Annotated in this window: 13 protein-coding genes; all 13 read left to right on the top strand. The window is 75.0% G+C overall.

Features of this window, described 5'->3' with window-relative positions; genetic code table 11:
• Positions 1-72 precede the first annotated feature (72 nt).
• The 13 genes from CCE01nite_RS18085 (at position 73) to CCE01nite_RS18025 (ending at position 16906) form a co-directional block, all read left to right on the top strand.
• Positions 73-567: an FAD synthase family protein gene (locus CCE01nite_RS18085; protein ID WP_034631031.1), complete on the top strand. Its 495-nt coding sequence runs from the start codon at positions 73-75 to the stop codon at positions 565-567.
• A 184-nt stretch (positions 568-751) separates the two neighbouring features.
• Positions 752-4438: a transcription-repair coupling factor gene (mfd, locus tag CCE01nite_RS18080; protein ID WP_034631028.1), complete on the top strand. Its 3687-nt coding sequence runs from the start codon at positions 752-754 to the stop codon at positions 4436-4438.
• A 206-nt stretch (positions 4439-4644) separates the two neighbouring features.
• Positions 4645-6333: a histidine kinase N-terminal 7TM domain-containing diguanylate cyclase gene (locus tag CCE01nite_RS18075; protein WP_169744031.1), complete on the top strand. Its 1689-nt coding sequence runs from the start codon at positions 4645-4647 to the stop codon at positions 6331-6333.
• Between the two features lie 188 nt (positions 6334-6521).
• Positions 6522-8174, top strand: a complete 1653-nt coding sequence (locus tag CCE01nite_RS18070; RefSeq protein WP_034631022.1) for a diguanylate cyclase domain-containing protein — start codon at positions 6522-6524, stop codon at positions 8172-8174.
• 64 nt (positions 8175-8238) lie between these two features.
• The gene (locus CCE01nite_RS18065; RefSeq protein ID WP_141372776.1) at positions 8239-8829 is read left to right on the top strand and encodes a SurA N-terminal domain-containing protein; all 591 of its coding nucleotides are present in this window, start codon (positions 8239-8241) and stop codon (positions 8827-8829) included.
• The gene (locus CCE01nite_RS18060) at positions 8826-9719 is read left to right on the top strand and encodes a nucleoside triphosphate pyrophosphohydrolase (protein WP_034631016.1); all 894 of its coding nucleotides are present in this window, start codon (positions 8826-8828) and stop codon (positions 9717-9719) included. The genes CCE01nite_RS18065 and CCE01nite_RS18060 overlap by 4 nt, the downstream gene beginning before the upstream one ends.
• 133 nt (positions 9720-9852) lie before the next feature.
• Positions 9853-11088 (top strand): NAD(P) transhydrogenase subunit alpha, encoded by a 1236-nt coding sequence (locus tag CCE01nite_RS18055; protein ID WP_084142740.1) that lies wholly within the window; start codon positions 9853-9855, stop codon positions 11086-11088.
• Position 11089: 1 nt separating this feature from the next.
• The gene (locus tag CCE01nite_RS18050; RefSeq protein WP_034631014.1) at positions 11090-11428 is read left to right on the top strand and encodes an NAD(P) transhydrogenase subunit alpha part 2; all 339 of its coding nucleotides are present in this window, start codon (positions 11090-11092) and stop codon (positions 11426-11428) included.
• On the top strand, positions 11425-12870 hold the full coding sequence (locus CCE01nite_RS18045) for an NAD(P)(+) transhydrogenase (Re/Si-specific) subunit beta (RefSeq protein WP_034631013.1): 1446 nt from the start codon (positions 11425-11427) through the stop codon (positions 12868-12870). The genes CCE01nite_RS18050 and CCE01nite_RS18045 overlap by 4 nt, the downstream gene beginning before the upstream one ends.
• Positions 12871-13077: 207 nt before the next feature.
• Positions 13078-14361, top strand: coding sequence for a phosphopyruvate hydratase (eno, locus tag CCE01nite_RS18040; RefSeq protein ID WP_034631011.1), 1284 nt, complete (start codon positions 13078-13080; stop codon positions 14359-14361).
• A gap of 414 nt (positions 14362-14775) precedes the next feature.
• The gene (locus CCE01nite_RS18035) at positions 14776-15291 is read left to right on the top strand and encodes an FtsB family cell division protein (RefSeq protein ID WP_246056702.1); all 516 of its coding nucleotides are present in this window, start codon (positions 14776-14778) and stop codon (positions 15289-15291) included.
• Positions 15292-15430: 139 nt separating this feature from the next.
• Positions 15431-15910, top strand: coding sequence for a DUF501 domain-containing protein (locus CCE01nite_RS18030; protein ID WP_034631037.1), 480 nt, complete (start codon positions 15431-15433; stop codon positions 15908-15910).
• 42 nt (positions 15911-15952) lie between these two features.
• Positions 15953-16906: a Ppx/GppA phosphatase family protein gene (locus CCE01nite_RS18025; protein ID WP_034631005.1), complete on the top strand. Its 954-nt coding sequence runs from the start codon at positions 15953-15955 to the stop codon at positions 16904-16906.
• The last annotated feature ends 117 nt before the right edge of the window (positions 16907-17023 follow it).

Raw genomic sequence — 17023 nt, 5'->3', positions numbered from 1 at the left:
TCGTGGCGCAGCGACGTCGCCGGCCGGACTGCCTGCGCGCCCGCCGCACACTCAGAACCGGGGGAATCAGGGATGGCACGAATCGGCTACGCACCGGGTGCGTACGACCTCTTCCACGTCGGCCACCTCAACATCCTCCGGCTCGCCAAGCAGCACTGCGACCACCTGATCGCGGGCGTCGTCTCCGACGAGATGCTCGAGCTCACGAAGGGCGCGCGGCCCGTCGTGCCGCTCGCGGAGCGCATGGAGATCGTCCGGCACATCTCGTTCGTCGACGAGGTCGTCGCGGAGGTCGTCCCCGACAAGGTCGACACCTGGCGCTCGGTGGGCTTCGACGTGATCTTCAAGGGCGACGACTGGCGGGGGACCGCCAAGGGCGACAAGCTCGAGCGCGACTTCGCGGCGGTCGGCGTCGAGGTGCACTACTTCCCGTACACCGTGCACACGTCGAGCACCGCGCTGCGGCGTGCGCTCGCGCAGCTCGACGGCCTCGCGCCGGCTCCGGGTCCGGCGGCCGTCGCCCCCGTGCTCCCCGTGCACGGGGCCGGGGTCCTCAGCCAGGCGTAGGCGTCAGCGCAGGGACGGAGCGGTCACGCCCAGCGCGCACGCTCCAGCGCGGGTGCGTGTCGGACGCGGCTCGTAGACTTCCAGCACGACGACCCCGGGACCGCACGGTTCCGGGGCGCACGTGCTGTCGTGCCCCCGCTGCCGCGCCCTGCCCCCGGCTGCGGGAGCGCCTGCGAAGGGAACCATGAACCTCACCGGCCTGCTGCCCGCCCTCCTCGCCGACCCGAACGCCGCGCGCGCCGTCGAGCTCGTCCGCGCCCGGGGCGAGGTCGACGTCGTCGGCCCCGCGGGCGTCCGTCCGCCCCTCCTCGCGGCGCTCGCGGGTGCGCACGCGGCCGGTGCCGGGGGGCCGGCCGGCGCTGCGGGGCGCCCGCTTGTCGTCGTCACCGCGACCGGGCGGGACGCCGACGAGCTCGCGTCCGCCCTGCGCTGCTACCTGCCCGACGACGCGGTCGCGGTGCTGCCCGCGTGGGAGACGCTCCCGCACGAGCGGCTCTCGCCGCGCAGCGACACCGTGGCCCGCCGCCTCGCGGTGTTCCGCCGGCTCGCGCACCCGACCGACGACGACGGCCTCACGGGTCCGATCCGCGTCCTCGTCGTCCCCGTGCGCGCGCTGCTCCAGCCCGTCGTCGAGGGGCTCGGCGAGCTCGAGCCCGTCGCGCTCGCGGTCGGGGACCGCGCGGACCTCGCCGAGCTCGCGGACCGGCTCGTCGGCGCGGCGTACGCGCGGGTCGACATGGTCGAGAAGCGCGGCGAGTTCGCGGTGCGCGGCGGGATCCTCGACGTGTTCCCGCCGACCGAGGACCACCCGCTGCGGATCGAGTTCTGGGGCGAGGACGTCGAGGAGATCCGCTGGTTCTCCGTCGCCGACCAGCGCAGCCTCGAGATCGCGACGCACGGGCTCTGGGCGCCGCCGTGCCGGGAGATCCTGCTGACCGACGACGTCCGCGGCCGGGCGATCGCGCTCATGGACCGCCTCCCGGGCGCCGCCGAGATGCTCGAGAAGCTCGCGGACGGGATCGCGGTCGAGGGCATGGAGTCGCTCGCGCCCGCGCTCGTCGAGCGCATGGTCCCGGTGCTGGACCTCGTGCCCGACGACGCGCTGCTCGTGCTCGTCGACCCCGAGCGGGTCCGGCGCCGTGCGCACGACCTGGTGGCGACGACCGAGGAGTTCCTTCAGGCGGCGTGGACCTCGGCCGCCGCGGGCGGTGCGACGCCTCTCGACCTGTCGGCGGCGTCCTTCGCGTCGTTCGCCGAGGTGCGGGCGCTCGCGGCGGTGCGCGGCCTCGGGTGGTGGACGCTCAGCCCGTTCACGCTCGACGCCGAGGGGGTCGCGCGCGCCGAGGAGACCGGGAACCGGATCGAACGCGCGGGGCTCACCGACGACCACGCGACGGGCGACGTGCTGACCGGGGCGGGCGAGACGCTCGTCGTGGCGGCGCGCGACGTCGAGCGGTACCGCGGCGAGGTCGACCGGGCGGTTGCGGACGTGCGCACGCTCCAGCAGGCCGGCTGGCACCTCGTGCTCGCAACCGAGGGGCACGGCCCCGCGCAGCGCATGACCGAGCAGCTCAAGGCCGCCGACGTGCCCGCGCGGCTCGTGCCAACGATCGCGGAGCCGCCCGAGGGTGGCGTCGTGCTCGTCGTCCCCGCGCCCGTCGGCCCGGGGTTCGTCGCCGAGGGCCTGCGGCTCGCGGTGTTCTCCGAGTCGGACCTGACCGGGCGCACGGGCACCTCGACGCGCGACATGCGCAAGATGCCGTCGCGGCGGCGCAACACCGTCGACCCGCTGCAGCTGCGCCCCGGCGACCACGTCGTGCACGAGCAGCACGGCGTCGGGCGCTTCGTCGAGCTCGTGCAGCGCACGATCGGCTCGGGCTCGACCGCCGCGACGCGCGAGTACATGGTCATCGAGTACCAGTCGAGCAAGCGCGGCCAGCCGGGCGACCGGCTCTACGTGCCCACCGACCAGCTCGACCAGGTCACCAAGTACGTGGGCGGCGAGGCGCCGAGCCTGAACAAGATGGGCGGCGGCGACTGGGCCAAGACCAAGGGCCGCGCGCGCAAGGCGGTCAAGGAGATCGCCTCGGAGCTCATCCGGCTGTACTCCGCGCGCATGGCGACGCCCGGGCACGCGTTCGCGCCCGACACCCCGTGGCAGCGCGAGCTCGAGGACGCCTTCGCGTACGTCGAGACCCCGGACCAGCTCGCGACGATCGACGAGGTCAAGGCCGACATGGAGAAGCCGGTCCCGATGGACCGGCTCGTGTGCGGCGACGTCGGCTACGGCAAGACCGAGATCGCGGTGCGCGCGGCGTTCAAGGCCGTGCAGGACGGCAAGCAGGTCGCGGTGCTCGTGCCCACGACGCTGCTCGTCCAGCAGCACCTCGACACGTTCACGGAGCGGTACTCGGCCTTCCCGGTCGTCGTGAAGGCGCTCTCGCGGTTCCAGACGGCCGCCGAGAGCAAGGCGATCGTCGACGGGCTCGCCGACGGCAGCATCGACGTCGTGATCGGCACGCACCGGCTCATCACGGGCGAGGTGCGGTTCAAGGACCTCGGGCTCGTGATCGTCGACGAGGAGCAGCGGTTCGGCGTCGAGCACAAGGAGACGCTCAAGGCGCTGCGCACCAACGTCGACGTGCTCGCGATGAGCGCGACCCCGATCCCGCGCACGCTCGAGATGGCGGTCACGGGCATCCGCGAGATGTCGACGCTCGCGACGCCGCCCGAGGAGCGCCACCCGGTCCTGACGTTCGTCGGCGGGTACGACGAGAAGCAGATCACCGCGGCGATCCGCCGCGAGCTGCTGCGCGAGGGCCAGGTATTCTACGTGCACAACCGCGTGGAGTCGATCGAGCGGGTCGCTGCGCGCCTCAACGAGCTCGTGCCGGAGGCGCGGGTCGCCGTCGGGCACGGCAAGATGCCCGAGCACCAGCTCGAGCAGGTCATCGTCGACTTCTGGGAGAAGAAGTTCGACGTGCTCGTCTGCACCACGATCGTCGAGACCGGCCTCGACATCTCCAACGCGAACACCCTGATCCTCGAGCGCGCGGACCTGCTCGGGCTCTCGCAGCTCCACCAGCTGCGCGGGCGCGTGGGCCGCGGGCGCGAGCGGGCGTACGCCTACTTCCTGTACCCGCCCGAGCGCCCGCTCACCGAGACCGCGCACGACCGGCTCGCGACCATGGCCGCGAACACCGACCTCGGCGCGGGCATGGCGATCGCGATGAAGGACCTCGAGATCCGCGGCGCGGGCAACCTGCTCGGTGGCGAGCAGTCCGGGCACATCGAGGGCGTCGGCTTCGACCTCTACATCCGCATGGTCGGCGAGGCGGTCGCCGGCTTCCGCGGCGAGGTCGAGGAGGAGCTGCCCGACGTGACGATCGAGCTGCCCGTCGACGCGCACCTGCCGCACGACTACATCGCGCACGAGCGCCTGCGCCTCGAGGCGTACCGCAAGATCGCGGCCGCGGCCGACGAGGCGGCGCTCGCGGAGGTGCGCGCGGAGCTCGTGGACCGCTACGGCCCGGTGCCCGACGCGGTGAACAACCTGTTCGACGTCGCGGCGTTCCGGACCCGCGTGCGCGCGGCCGGGCTGAGCGACGTGACCGCGCAGGGGAAGTTCGTGCGCTTCGCGCCCGTCGAGCTGCCCGAGTCGGCGCAGATGCGGCTCAAGCGGCTCTACCCCGGCACGGTGCTCAAGCCGGCGATCCGCACGATCCTCGTGCCGTTCCCCACGACCGCGCGCATCGGCGGCAAGCCGCTGCACGGCGAGGCGCTGCTCGCGTGGGCGCGCCAGCTCATCGACGCGGTGGTGGTCGGTGACGTGTCCGCGGCGGCCACCGTGGGGACCGCGTCGCGGCGCTGAGGCTCCCCCGAACGCCGGACGCACAGCGGGGGACGAGGTGCGACGATGACCTGGACACCGGTGTGAAGCCAAGGCACCGCTGACCGCGGCGCCCCGCACGGGGAGCCGCGGACGAGGAGCTCGCACGCCCGGCCGCCCACGGTCGGCGCGTGCGGCGAGCGTGCGCGCGTGAGCGCTCGCGCGGGGGCGAGGGGGTGCGCGCGGCCGTGAACCCCGTCGTGCACCTGCTCGTCTACCTCGCCGCGGCAGTGGTCTTCGTGGTCGTCGCCGTCGGCGCGTTCCGGCGCCGCGGCCCGCGCACCGCGACGGCGACCTCGCTCGGGGTGCTCGCGGTCGCGGGGGCCTGGTGGAGCCTCGCCGACGCCGTGAGCGTCGGGCCGTTCGACGAGCGCGTGCAGTCCGTCGCCGCCCTCGCCTCGTTCCCGGGTGTCGCGGTCGCCGTGGGGGCGTTCGCGTGCCTGGGCCGCAGCGCGACGGGGACCGGCTGGATCCCGAGCCGCGCGGTGCTCGCGGGCCTGAGCGTCGAGCCGATCCTCGTGACCGTGACCGCCGCCACGAACCCGTGGCACCAGCTGTTCTACTCCGGCACGGCGGCCGCGACCCTCGGCGACCCGGTGCTGTGGGAGCGCGCCCCGCTGTTCTGGCTGCACGCGCTGTACTCCTACGTGCTCATCGCGACCGGGCTCGTCCTCGTCGCGCGCGGCTGGTGGACGGCCCCGCCCGCGTTCCGGCGCCAACGCTGGCACCTGCTCCTCGCGTCGGTCGTGCCGGTCCTCGTCAACGTCGTGAACCTCACCGGCGCGTTCGGCGACCTGGGCGACCCGACGCCGCTCGGCTTCGCGGTGACCGCCGGCGTCATCGGCAACGCGATGTTCCGCCAGGACTTCATCGCGTTCGCGCCCGTCGCGCGCGACGTGCTGATCGAGCGCATCAGCGACCCCGTGCTCGCGCTGAGCCCCGACGGCCGCCTGATCGACGCCAACCCCGCGGCGCTCAAGCTCCTGCTCGCGACCGCCGGGCCCCGGCTCGGCACCCAGCTCATCGGGATGCCCGCGAGCCTCGTGATGTCGTGCTGGGGCCTGTTCGACGCCGACGGCCGGCTCGTCGCCGCGGAGGACGAGCCAGCGCACCTGACGCTCGTCGTCGCGGGGACGGCGATGGACCTCGAGGTGCGCGCCTCGCCGCTCGTCGACGGGCGCGGTCGCGAGATCGGCACGGTGCTCGTCGCGCGCGACGTCACCGAGGTCAACGCACAGCGCGCCCGGCTCGTCGAGCAGCTCGCGACGATCGAGCGGCTCCGCAGCGACCTCGCGGAGCAGGCGGTCCGCGACCCGCTCACCGACCTGCACAACCGGCGTCACCTCATGGAGCGCTTCGGGCCCATGCTCGGGGAGGCCGCCGGCGCCGGGGAGCCGCTCGCGGTCGTCGTGCTCGACCTCGACCGGTTCAAGCGCGTCAACGACGAGCACGGGCACCTCACGGGGGACGCGGTGCTCATCGCGATGGCGCAGCGGCTGCGCGAGTGCGTGCCGACGGGTGCGCTCGCGGCGCGGTGGGGCGGCGAGGAGTTCGTCGTCGTGGTGCCGGGCGCGGACCTGACCGAGGGTGCGGTGCTCGCCGAGACGCTGCGCCGCCGGTGCGAGGCGGAGCCGCTCGGGAGCGGGGAGCGTGTCGTGCGCTGCACGCTCAGCGCGGGCGTCGCGGCCTACCCGGTGAGCGGGGAGACGGTCGCTGACCTGCTGCTCGCGGCCGACCGGGCGCTGTACGAGGCGAAGGACCACGGCCGCAACCTGGTCCGGCGCGCGGTCCCGGGAGGTGCCGCGGAGGACGCCGGTCGCGTGCGGCGCAGGCGTCGCCACGACGACGACGTGGCCGACGAGGCCGCACCCGCCTGAGCCCGCCGTCCTGCGCCCCACGGCGGCGGTGCGAGGCCACGGCCAGGGTCCACCCGCGCCGTGGCGCGCGCGCGGTCCCGCCGGGCACCCCCAGCGGGACCGGGCGAACGGCTTGCGTCCGGGGGCCCGCTGCCGATGAGGCAGGTCGACACGGCCCGTCGGGCCGCGCAGTCCCGGGAAGGTGGGCGATGGGTCCGCTCGTCGCGTCCGTGTACGTGGGGTCCGCGATCCTGTGCACCGCCGTGGCGATCTACTCGTGGCGCAACCGCGTCGGGCGCCGGGTGACGGCGACGGCCCTCGCGGGGGTCGCGACCGGCGCCGGCTGGTGGTCCGTGGTCGCGGCGCTCGAGGCCGGCGGAGCCTCCGACGGCGTCGTCGCGGTCGGTTCTCTCGCCGTCTACCCCGGCGTCGGGCTCCTCGTGCTCGCGTTCACGGTCCTTGCACGCAGTGTCGCGGTCGGCGACTGGTCGCCGAGCCGCCGGCTGCTCGCGCTGCTCGCGGTCGAGCCGGTGCTCGTGACCGTCGCGGCCGCGACCAACCCGTGGCACCGCCTGCTGTACCACGGACCCGGCGCGGACGGGCCCGCGACGTCGGAGCTGTGGGAGTACGGGCCCGCCTTCTGGCTCCACACCGCGTACAGCTACGGGCTGCTGATCGTCGGCATGATCACGCTCGCGCGCGGGTGGTGGAAAGCTCCCCAGGTCTTCCGTCGCCAGCACCTGAGCGTGCTGGTCGGCTCGCTCGTTCCCGCGGGCCTCAACGCGCTGAGCGTCTTCGGTGCCCTCCCGGGCGTCGCGCAGCCGACCCCGATCGGGTTCGCCGCGACCGGGGCGATCATGGCGTACGCGATCTTCCGGCAGGACCTGATCGCGTTCGCGCCGGTCGCGCGAGCGCTGGTCGTCGACCGGATCGGGGAGTACGTGCTGGTGATCAGCCCCGACGGCCGGATCCTCGACGTCAACCCGGCGGCGGACCGCTTCGTCCGGTCGATGAACCCCGAGGCGCCGGTGACGTTGCTCGGTGCGTCGGCGCGCTCCGTGCTCGGCGGGTTCGACGTGAGCGACCTGCTCGGCGGCGGCCGGGACACGGACCGGGTGGTCGAGGGGCGCGACCGGACAGTGGAGCTGCAGCTCAGCTCCTCGCGGCTGGTGGACAACCGGGGCGTGGACCTCGGCGTCGTGCTCGTGGGCCGGGACGTGACCGAGGCGAACCAGCAGCGGCGCGAGCTCGCCGCCGCGAACGCGCGCCTGGGGGAGCAGCTGCGCACGATCGAGGTGCTGCGGGCGGACCTGGCCGAGCAGGCCTCGCGCGACCCGCTGACGGGCCTGCTCAACCGCCGCCACCTCATGGTGGGTCTGGCCGACGCGATGGCAGCGGCGCTCGAGCGGGGCGACCCGGTCGCGGTGCTCATGGTCGACGTGGACCACTTCAAGCAGGTCAACGACCGGTGGGGCCACCGGGCGGGCGACGAGGCGCTGGTGTCGTTGGCGCGGCTCCTGGGCGACGTCGCGCCGGACGACGCGCTCGTGGGTCGCTGGGGCGGCGAGGAGTTCCTCGTCGTGCTCCCCGGGACGGACACCGCGGGGGCCGCCGCCGTGGCCGAGACGGTCCGGGCCCGGTGCGCGCAGACGTGCACGCAGGCACCGGCGGACGCCGCGGCCCGGGCACGGACGGTGAGCATCGGGGTCGCCGCGACCCGGTCCCCGAGCGCCGCACCCGACATGCTCGTCGACGCGGCGGACTCCGCCCTGTACGACGCGAAGCACGGCGGGCGGAACTGCGTGCGGGTCCACCCGGGGCTCGCCGCGGACGAGCGCCGGGCGGCGTCGGTCCCGACGTGAGCCGTGCGCCTACGATGGGCCCCGATCCACGAGCGACGACGCGGGAGGTCCCAGGGTGACGACGGTGACGAGGGTTCCGGACGAGCACGCGGGCCGGTGGCCGGGCACGCGGGCGCACCGGCGCGCACGGCTGCGCACGGGCGCGGTCCTGGGGCTCGTGGCCGCGGTCGCGCTCACGGGCTGCGCCGGCCGGCCGGGGGCCGCGGCGGTCGTCGACGGCCGGGTCATCGCGGTCGAGGACGTGCACACGGCCGTCGAGCAGCTCTCGCCGTTCTTCGAGGGCGCGACGTCCGAGAACGTGCTCGCGGTCCTCGTGCAGGAGCCGACGATCCGCGCGTTCGCGCAGGAGCAGGGCGTCGCGGTGTCCGACCAGGCGGCGCGCGCGCAGCTCACCGAGGCGGCGGCCCAGATCGAGACGGCGACCACGGACGAGTTCGGCGAGCCGGCGATCGCGGTCTCGCGGTACCTGCTCGTGTGGGAGCAGCTCACGGCGCTCCCCGACGCGCAGACGCTCATCCCCGACCTCCAGCTCGAGCTCGGCGAGCTCGACGTCGAGGTGAGCCCGCGGTTCGGCGCCGTCGACGAGGGCAACGAGCTCGTCGCGGTCGACCGGCCGTGGCTCGTGACGAGCGACGACGAGACCGCGGTCGAGTGACCGCCGCGGGCGCGGGCAGCGCCGGGGACGGGGTGCGCGAGCTCGTCGCCACGATGGACCGGCTGCGCTCGCCGGGCGGGTGCCCGTGGGACGCGCAGCAGACCCACGCGAGCCTCGTGCCGTACGCGCTCGAGGAGGCCTACGAGGTCGCCGAGGCCATCGAGGCCGGCTCGCGCGCCGACCTGCGCGAGGAGCTCGGCGACCTGCTCCTCCAGGTCGTCTTCCACGCGCGCATCGCGCAGGAGGACCCGACCGACCCGTTCGACCTCGACGACGTGGCGCGCGGCATCACCGCGAAGCTCGTGCGGCGGCACCCGCACGTCTTCGGCACCGACGGCGCTGACGGCACTCACGGCACCGACGGCACTCACGGCACCGACGGCACCAACGGGACCGACGCCGCGGCCCGGACGGGCGGAGGTGGCGCGGACGACGCCGACCCCGCGGCCGGTGCGGACCTCCGCGGCCCGGACGGTGGAGCGGGCGCGCCCGACTTCGCCCCTGCCGAGGCCGCCGCACCCGCCGCTGACCTGCACGTGCAGTGGGACCGGATCAAGCGGGCGGAGAAGCAGCGGACGTCGGTGCTCGACGGCGTCCCGCTCGCGCTCGGTGCGCTCGCCCGGGGGCAGAAGGTGCTCGGCCGGGCACGGCGGGCTGGTCTCGAGCTCACCGGCGCTGCAGCGACCGGCTGGCGCGCGGACGCCCAGGTCACCTCGCCCGCGGACCCGGCTGCGGCCGGGTGGCAGGAGGCGGAGGTCGGGCGCCGGCTGCTCGAGCTCGTCGCGACCGCCGACGAGCTGGGCGTCGACGCCGAGTCGGCGATGCGGGCCGCGGTGCGGGGCATCGAGCAGCAGGTCCAGCGGATCGAGCAGTCTTCCGGGACGCAGTAGGAAAACGCTTACCCAGGACGGAGGTCCGGGGTCGCGCGACGTGCCGGGCACCACGATGTCACCGTAGGAGGACGGCAGCCGGGCTGCTGCGGCGCACAGGCGCGGCGGCCCGCACGGGCGAGAGCGAGGTCGCATGACGACGACACTGACCGTGGCGGCGCTCGTCGAGCGCGCAGCGGGGGAGCAGCGCGTCGCGCTCGTCCCCGAGGTCGTGACCCGGCTCGTCGCGGACGGCTACGAGGTGCTCCTCGAGTCCGGCGCGGGCGCGCGGGCGTTCCACCCCGACGAGGCGTACGTCGCCGCGGGCGCGAAGGTCGACTCGCTCGACGCCGTGCTCGCCGCGGCCGACGTCGTCCTCGCGGTGCGCCGCCCCGAACCCGCGGTGCTCGACCGGCTGCGTCCGGGCCAGGTGCTGATCGGGCTGCTCGACGCGCGCGGCGACGCCCGGGCGGGGCTCGACGCCCTCGCCGGGCGCGGCGTCGTCGTCCTGTCGCTCGACCTGCTCCCGCGCACGCTCTCCCGGGCCCAGACCATGGACGCGCTCAGCTCGCAGGCGTCCGTCGCGGGCTACCGCGCCGCGCTCGTCGCCGCCGAGGCGTTCGGCCGGTACGTGCCGATGATGATCACGGCCGCCGGGACCGCGCGCCCCGCGACCGTGCTCGTGCTCGGTGCGGGCGTGGCGGGCCTCCAGGCGATCGGGACCGCGCGCCGGCTCGGCGCCCAGGTCAGCGGCTACGACGTCCGGCCCGCGGCCCGCGAGGAGGTCACGTCGCTCGGCGCCGGCTTCCTGCGCACGTCCGTGACCGCCGGGGCGGGCGAGGGCGGGTACGCCCGCGCGCTGACCCCCGAGGAGCAGGCCGTCCAGCAGGCCGAGCTCGGCCAGCAGATCCGCACGTTCGACGTGGTCATCACGACGGCGCAGGTGCCCGGCGGGCGCCCGCCCGTGCTGGTCACCGCCGAGACCCTCGCCGCCATGAAGCCGGGCTCGGTGGTCGTCGACCTCGCGTCCGGCCCGCTCGGCGGCAACGTCGACGGCTCCGTGCCGGGCCAGCGGGTCCTGACCGACGGCGGCGTCACGGTCATCGGCGCCGGCGACCTGCCCGCACGGATGCCGACCGGGGCGTCCGCGGCCTACGCCCGCAACGTCACGGCGCTGCTCGCGGCCGTCGTCCGGGACGGGGCGCTCGCGCTCGACCCGCAGGACGAGGTCGTCGGCGCGGTGTGGGTCCGGCCCGCCGAGCCCGCCGTCGTCCCCGCCGCAGCCGGCGTCCCCGGCACCGACGCCCCGGCCACCGCTGCCGTCGCGCCGCCGCCCCCCGCGGCGACCGCGCATGCGGACGCCCCCGCGACCCTCCCGGAAGGGGAGTGAGATGAGCGCCGAGCTGCTCAGCAACCTGGCCCTGTTCGTCCTCGCGCTGCTCGTCGGCTTCGAGGTCATCAGCAAGATCCCCGCGACGCTGCACACGCCGATGATGTCCGGCGCGAACTCGATCCACGGCGTCGTCCTCGTGGGCGCGATCCTCGTCGCGGCCGTCGCCGACGACCCGCTCGCGTACGTCCTGACGTTCGTCGCCGCCGCGTTCGCCGCGATGAACGTGGTCGGCGGCTACGTCGTGACCGACCGGATGCTCGAGATGTTCAAGGCTCGGCCCCGGCCGGCCGCCGCGGTGGCGGACGCCGCCCCGACCGAGGACGGAGCGGCGCGATGAGCGGCGAGGCCCTTCCCCTGCTCGACACCCTGGTGCGGGTCGTCTACCTGGGCGCCGCGGTGACGTTCGTGCTCGGCCTGCACCTCATGCGGTCCCCGGCGACCGCGCGGCGCGGCAACCTGCTCTCGGCCTCGGGCATGGCCGCGGCGGTGCTCGCGACCGTCGTCCTGCTGCTCGCGGGCGACGGCGACCACGGCCGCGTCGTCCCGCTCGCGGGCGTGGCGCTGCTGGCCGGGACGGTCGTCGGCTCGCTCGCCGGGCTCGTGGGCGCCCGCCGCGTGCAGATGACCGCGATGCCGCAGCTCGTGTCGGTGTTCAACGCGGTCGGTGGCGGCGCGGCGGCGGTCGTCGCGATCGTCGACTTCCAGCGGCTGCACGGCGACGGCGCGCTGACCGCGGGCGTCTCGGTGCCCGTCGTGCTCGACGTGGTCATCGGCGCGGTCACGTTCTCCGGGTCGCTCGTCGCGGCCGGGAAGCTCCAGGGCTGGGTCTCGGGTGCGCCCATCGCGTTCCCCGGCTCGCGGCTCGCGAGCATCGTGTCGGCCGCGGTGGCCGTCGTTGGCGGCGTCGTGGTGATCGCGAGCCCGAGCACCTGGCTGCTGTGGGTCGTCGTCCTCGCGGCGCTCGCGTTCGGCGTGCTCATGGTGCTGCCGATCGGCGGCGCGGACATGCCCGTCGTCGTCTCGTTGCTCAACGCGTTCACCGGGCTCGCGGTCGCGATGGCGGGCTTCGTCGTCGACAACCAGATCATGATCATCGCCGGCGCCCTGGTCGGGGCGAGCGGCGCGATCCTCACGCAGCAGATGGCCGAGGCGATGAACCGCTCGGTGCTCTCGATCATGGTCGGCGGCTTCGGGACCGGCGACGCGGTCGCGGGCGGTGACGCCGCTGCCGGGCCGCAGGGCCTCGAGGTCCGCCGCGTCGGCGCCGAGGACGTCGCGATCCAGCTCGCGTACGCCCGCAAGGTCATCATCGTCCCGGGCTACGGCCTCGCGGCGGCGCAGGCCCAGCGCGAGTGCGGCGAGCTCGGCCAGCTCCTCACCGACCGCGGCATCACGGTGTACTACGCCGTGCACCCGGTCGCGGGGCGCATGCCCGGGCACATGAACGTGCTGCTCGCCGAGGCCGACGTGCCGTACCCGCAGCTGCTCGAGATGGACGAGGTCAACCCGGAGTTCGAGACCGCCGACGTCGCGCTCGTCGTGGGCGCGAACGACGTCACGAACCCCGCGGCGCGCCGGCCGGGCAACGCCATCTCGGGGATGCCGATCCTCGACGTCGACCACGCGCGCTCGATCGTCGTGATCAAGCGCTCGCTCGGGCACGGGTACGCCGGGCTCGACAACGAGCTCTACGGCGACCCGAAGACGAGCATGCTGCTGGCCGACGCCAAGAAGGGCCTCGCGCAGATCCTCGCGGGGGTCAAGTCGTACGTCGGCTGACCGCCGTCCCGCCGTGGCGCGCCCGGGGCGCACCTGCCCGGATCCCGTCGAAACCCCGTCGAACCCCCGCCCGGAGCCCTGCCGGCGGGGGGTTCGGCGCGTCCGGCGCGGGCCGCCGGGTGTCCACCTGTCAAAGGTCCCACCACGGCTCCGTCAGGACGGCACTAGGCTGAGGTCGCACACCCACCCGTCTGTCGAAGGAGCACCATGGCCAGCATCGAGGCCGTCGGCGCCCGCGAGATCCTGGATTCTCGCGGCAATCCCACTGTCGAGGTCGAGGTCGCTCTCGACGACGGCACCATCGCCCGCGCTGCCGTGCCCTCGGGTGCGTCCACCGGGGCGTTCGAGGCCGTCGAGCGCCGTGACGGCGTCAAGGACCGCTACCTGGGCAAGGGTGTCGAGGACGCGGTCAACGCCGTGATCGACGACATCGCGCCCGAGCTCATCGGCTTCGAGGCCACCGAGCAGCGCCTCGTCGACCAGGCCCTCATCGACCTGGACGGCACGCCCAACAAGGGCAAGCTCGGCGCCAACGCGATCCTCGGCGTCTCGCTCGCGGTCGCCAAGGCCGCGGCCGACTCGGTCGACCTGCCGCTCTTCCGCTACGTCGGCGGCCCGAACGCGCACGTCCTGCCGGTCCCGATGATGAACATCCTCAACGGTGGGTCGCACGCCGACTCCAACGTCGACATCCAGGAGTTCATGGTCGCGCCCATCGGCCAGGGCACGTTCCGCGAGGCGCTGCGCACCGGCACGGAGATCTACCACTCGCTCAAGTCGGTGCTCAAGAGCGAGGGCCTCGCGACCGGTCTCGGCGACGAGGGCGGCTTCGCGCCGAACCTGTCGAGCAACCGCGCGGCGCTCGACCTGATCATCACGGCCATCGAGAAGGCCGGCTTCGTCCCGGGCAAGGACGTCGGCCTCGCGCTCGACGTCGCCGCGACCGAGTTCTTCAAGGACGGCGCCTACCAGTTCGAGGGCAAGGCGACCGGCACCGACGAGATCATCGCGTACTACAAGCAGCTCGTCTCGGACTACCCGCTGGTCTCGATCGAGGACCCGCTGTCCGAGGACGAGTGGGACGCCTGGGCGCAGCTCATGCGCGAGGTCGGCGACAAGGTGCAGATCGTCGGCGACGACCTGTTCGTCACCAACCCGACGCGCCTGGCCAAGGGCATCGAGCTCCGCTCGGCGAACTCGCTGCTGGTCAAGCTCAACCAGATCGGCACGCTCACCGAGACGCTCGACGCCGTGACGCTCGCGCAGCGCAACGGCTTCACGACGATGACCTCGCACCGCTCCGGCGAGACCGAGGACACCACGATCGCCGACCTGTCCGTCGCGACGAACGCCGGCCAGATCAAGACGGGCGCCCCGGCGCGCGGCGAGCGCATCAACAAGTACAACCAGCTGCTCCGCATCGAGGAGGAGCTGGACGACGCCGGCCGCTACGCCGGTGCGAGCGCGTTCCCGCGCTGGAAGCAGTCCTGAGCACCACCGCCTGACGCGGCGGCCCGCGCGAGCGGCTGACGCCACGGCACCCGGAGGCCGGCGACCCACGTGGTCGCCGGCCTCCGGCGTGCTCGGCCTCCCGCGTGCCCGGCTCCCACGGACGGGTGACGGACACGGCGAGCGGCCCGCCTGCCGTGCGCAGCCCCGACCCCGGGGCACAATCGACGCATGTCCCCCCGCCGCCCTGCCTCGCCGAGCCCGGGCAAGGGTGCCGGTCCGCGGGCCGGGGGAGCGGCGTCGCGCCCGAGCGGGCCGCGCACGGGGGCGAACCGTGTCGTGAGCGGGCGTCCGCCCGTGCCCCGGACGGGTTCGACGCCCGTTGCCCCGCGCGCGGCGACCCGCCCGTCGTCGCCGCGCCCGGCGTCGCGCGGCGCCGCGACCCCACCCCGCGGCGTGCCCCGCACCGAGAGCGTCCAGGTGCGCGTGCCGCGCCTGTTCACGGTCCGCGTCATGGTGCTCGGCGTCGTGAGCCTGCTGGCCTTCATCCTCGTGTTCCCGACCCTGCGCTCCTACCTCGCGCAGCGCGTCGAGCTCGAGCAGCTGCACCTGGAGGTCGTCGAGGCGCGGCAGCGCAACGAGGAGCTCGAGGCGGACCTCGCGCGGTGGGACGACGAGCAGTACGTCGTCGCGCAGGCCCGTGACCGGCTCGCGTTCGTGCTGCCCGGCGAGACGGCGTACCGCGTGCGCGACCCCGAGGTGGTGCCCGAGCCGACCGCCCCGGAGATCCCGGCGCAGGGGAGCGGGCCCGTGCTGGGCGACGACTCGACGCAGCCCTGGTACTCGGTCGTCTGGGAGTCCGTGCGGATCGCGGGCGAGGCCGCGCTCGAGCCGACGTCGGACGGGGCGGAGCCCGCGACAGGGGACAATGGGCAGGCGCCGGCCGGCGACGAGCCGGCCCCGACCCCCTGACCACCGACCCTCGCACCGTGCGGGGGTGAGCCCGAACGGACGCCCCGTGAGCGAGATCCCCGTCGTCAGCACCGACGACCCGAGCGCCGTCCACCCGCCCGCCGCGGACGTCCCGCGCGCGCGGACCGACGCGCCCGACGTGGCGGAGTCCGACGTCGCGGTGCTCGCCGAGCAGCTCGGGCGCCCGCCGCGCGGGGTCGTCGGCATCGCCGCGCGCTGCGTGTGCGGCCGTCCGCTCGTCGTGCGGACCGCGCCGCGGCTCGACGACGGCACGCCGTTCCCGACGACGTACTACCTGACGTGCCCGCCCGCGGTCGCGGCGGTGTCGACGCTCGAGGCGAGCGGGCTCATGAAGGAGCTGACGGCGCGGCTCGCCGAGGACGAGGAGCTCGCGCGCGCCTACCGCAGCGCGCACGAGGCGTACCTGCGCGACCGCGAGGCGCTCGGCGAGGTGCCGGAGATCGCGGGGGTCTCGGCCGGCGGCATGCCGACGCGGGTCAAGTGCCTGCACGTGCTCGTCGGGCACGCGCTCGCGGCCGGGCCGGGGGTCAACCCGGTGGGTGACGAGGTGCTCGTGATGCTGCGCGACGCGTGGCGCCCGGACCGCTGCACCTGCTGAGCGGGCGCGGCGCTGCGCGGCGACGGGTGCGAGGATGCCGCCATGACGCGTGTGGCTGCCATCGACTGCGGGACCAACTCCATCCGACTCCTCGTCGCGGACGTCGACGTCGAGGCCGGGACCCTCACGGACCTGGACCGGCGCATGGAGGTCGTCCGCCTCGGCCAGGGCGTCGACCGCACGGGCCGGATCGCCCCTGAGGCGCTCGCACGCACGCTCGACGCCGCCCGGCGCTACGGCGCGGTGTGCGAGGAGCTGGGCGTCGAGCGGATCCGCTTCGTCGCGACCTCGGCGTCGCGCGACGCGGAGAACCGTGCGGACTTCGTCGACGGCGTGCGCGACGCGCTGGGCGTCGAGCCCGAGGTCGTCGAGGGCGAGGAGGAGGCGGCCCTGTCGTTCCGCGGGGCGACGGGCGTGCTCGCGGGCCGGCACCCCGGGCCGTTCCTGGTCGTGGACCTCGGCGGCGGGTCGACCGAGCTCGTGCTCGGCACCGGCTCGCCCGAGGCGGCGTACTCGATGGACGTCGGCTGCGTCCGGCTCACCGAGCGGCACCTGCGCAGCGACCCGCCGACCGCCGCCGAGATCGCCGCGGCGCGCGCCGACGTCGCCGCGGCGCTCGACGTCGCGTCGAGGGTCGTGCCGCTCGGCAAGGCGGTCACGCTCGTGGGTCTGGCCGGCTCGGTGACGACCGTGACGGCCCACGCGCTGGGTCTCGCCGAGTACGACCCCGCGCGCATCGACGGCTCGGTCCTCCCGGTCGGGGACGTGCTCGACGCGTGCGACGACCTCCTCGCGCGGGACCGGGCGTCGCGGGCGGAGCTCGGCTTCATGCACCCGGGCCGCGTCGACGTGATCGGCGCCGGTGCGCTCGTGTGGCACGACGTCGTGGCGCGCGTGCGCGACGACGTGGCCGCGGCCGGAGGAGAGCTCACGCACGTCGTGACGTCGGAGCACGACATCCTCGACGGCATCGCCTGGAGCGCAGCCGAGCGCTGACCCCGGGCGCCGCTCCCGCCCGGGCGGCGCGCACGACACACCCTCGACGGCACCGCACGACCGCGTGCGGTGCCGTCGTCGCGCCCGGGTCCTCCGACACGCGGGGTATCGCGTTCT

This window comes from Cellulomonas cellasea, from assembly GCF_006538745.1.
GTDB lineage: Bacteria > Actinomycetota > Actinomycetes > Actinomycetales > Cellulomonadaceae > Cellulomonas_A > Cellulomonas_A cellasea.
The sequence above is the reverse complement of the archived record's forward strand: the minus strand, read 5'-3'. Positions and strand labels throughout refer to the sequence as shown.

What these genes read in the sequence shown, in the direction of transcription:
- CCE01nite_RS18085 (WP_034631031.1), top strand. Translation starts at nt 73, where the DNA reads ATGGCACGAATCGGCTACGCACCGGGTGCGTACGACCTCTTCCACGTC.
- mfd (WP_034631028.1), top strand. Translation starts at nt 752, where the DNA reads ATGAACCTCACCGGCCTGCTGCCCGCCCTCCTCGCCGACCCGAACGCC.
- CCE01nite_RS18070 (WP_034631022.1), top strand. Translation starts at nt 6,522, where the DNA reads ATGGGTCCGCTCGTCGCGTCCGTGTACGTGGGGTCCGCGATCCTGTGC.
- CCE01nite_RS18055 (WP_084142740.1), top strand. Translation starts at nt 9,853, where the DNA reads ATGACGACGACACTGACCGTGGCGGCGCTCGTCGAGCGCGCAGCGGGG.
- CCE01nite_RS18050 (WP_034631014.1), top strand. Translation starts at nt 11,090, where the DNA reads ATGAGCGCCGAGCTGCTCAGCAACCTGGCCCTGTTCGTCCTCGCGCTG.
- CCE01nite_RS18045 (WP_034631013.1), top strand. Translation starts at nt 11,425, where the DNA reads ATGAGCGGCGAGGCCCTTCCCCTGCTCGACACCCTGGTGCGGGTCGTC.
- eno (WP_034631011.1), top strand. Translation starts at nt 13,078, where the DNA reads ATGGCCAGCATCGAGGCCGTCGGCGCCCGCGAGATCCTGGATTCTCGC.
- CCE01nite_RS18025 (WP_034631005.1), top strand. Translation starts at nt 15,953, where the DNA reads ATGACGCGTGTGGCTGCCATCGACTGCGGGACCAACTCCATCCGACTC.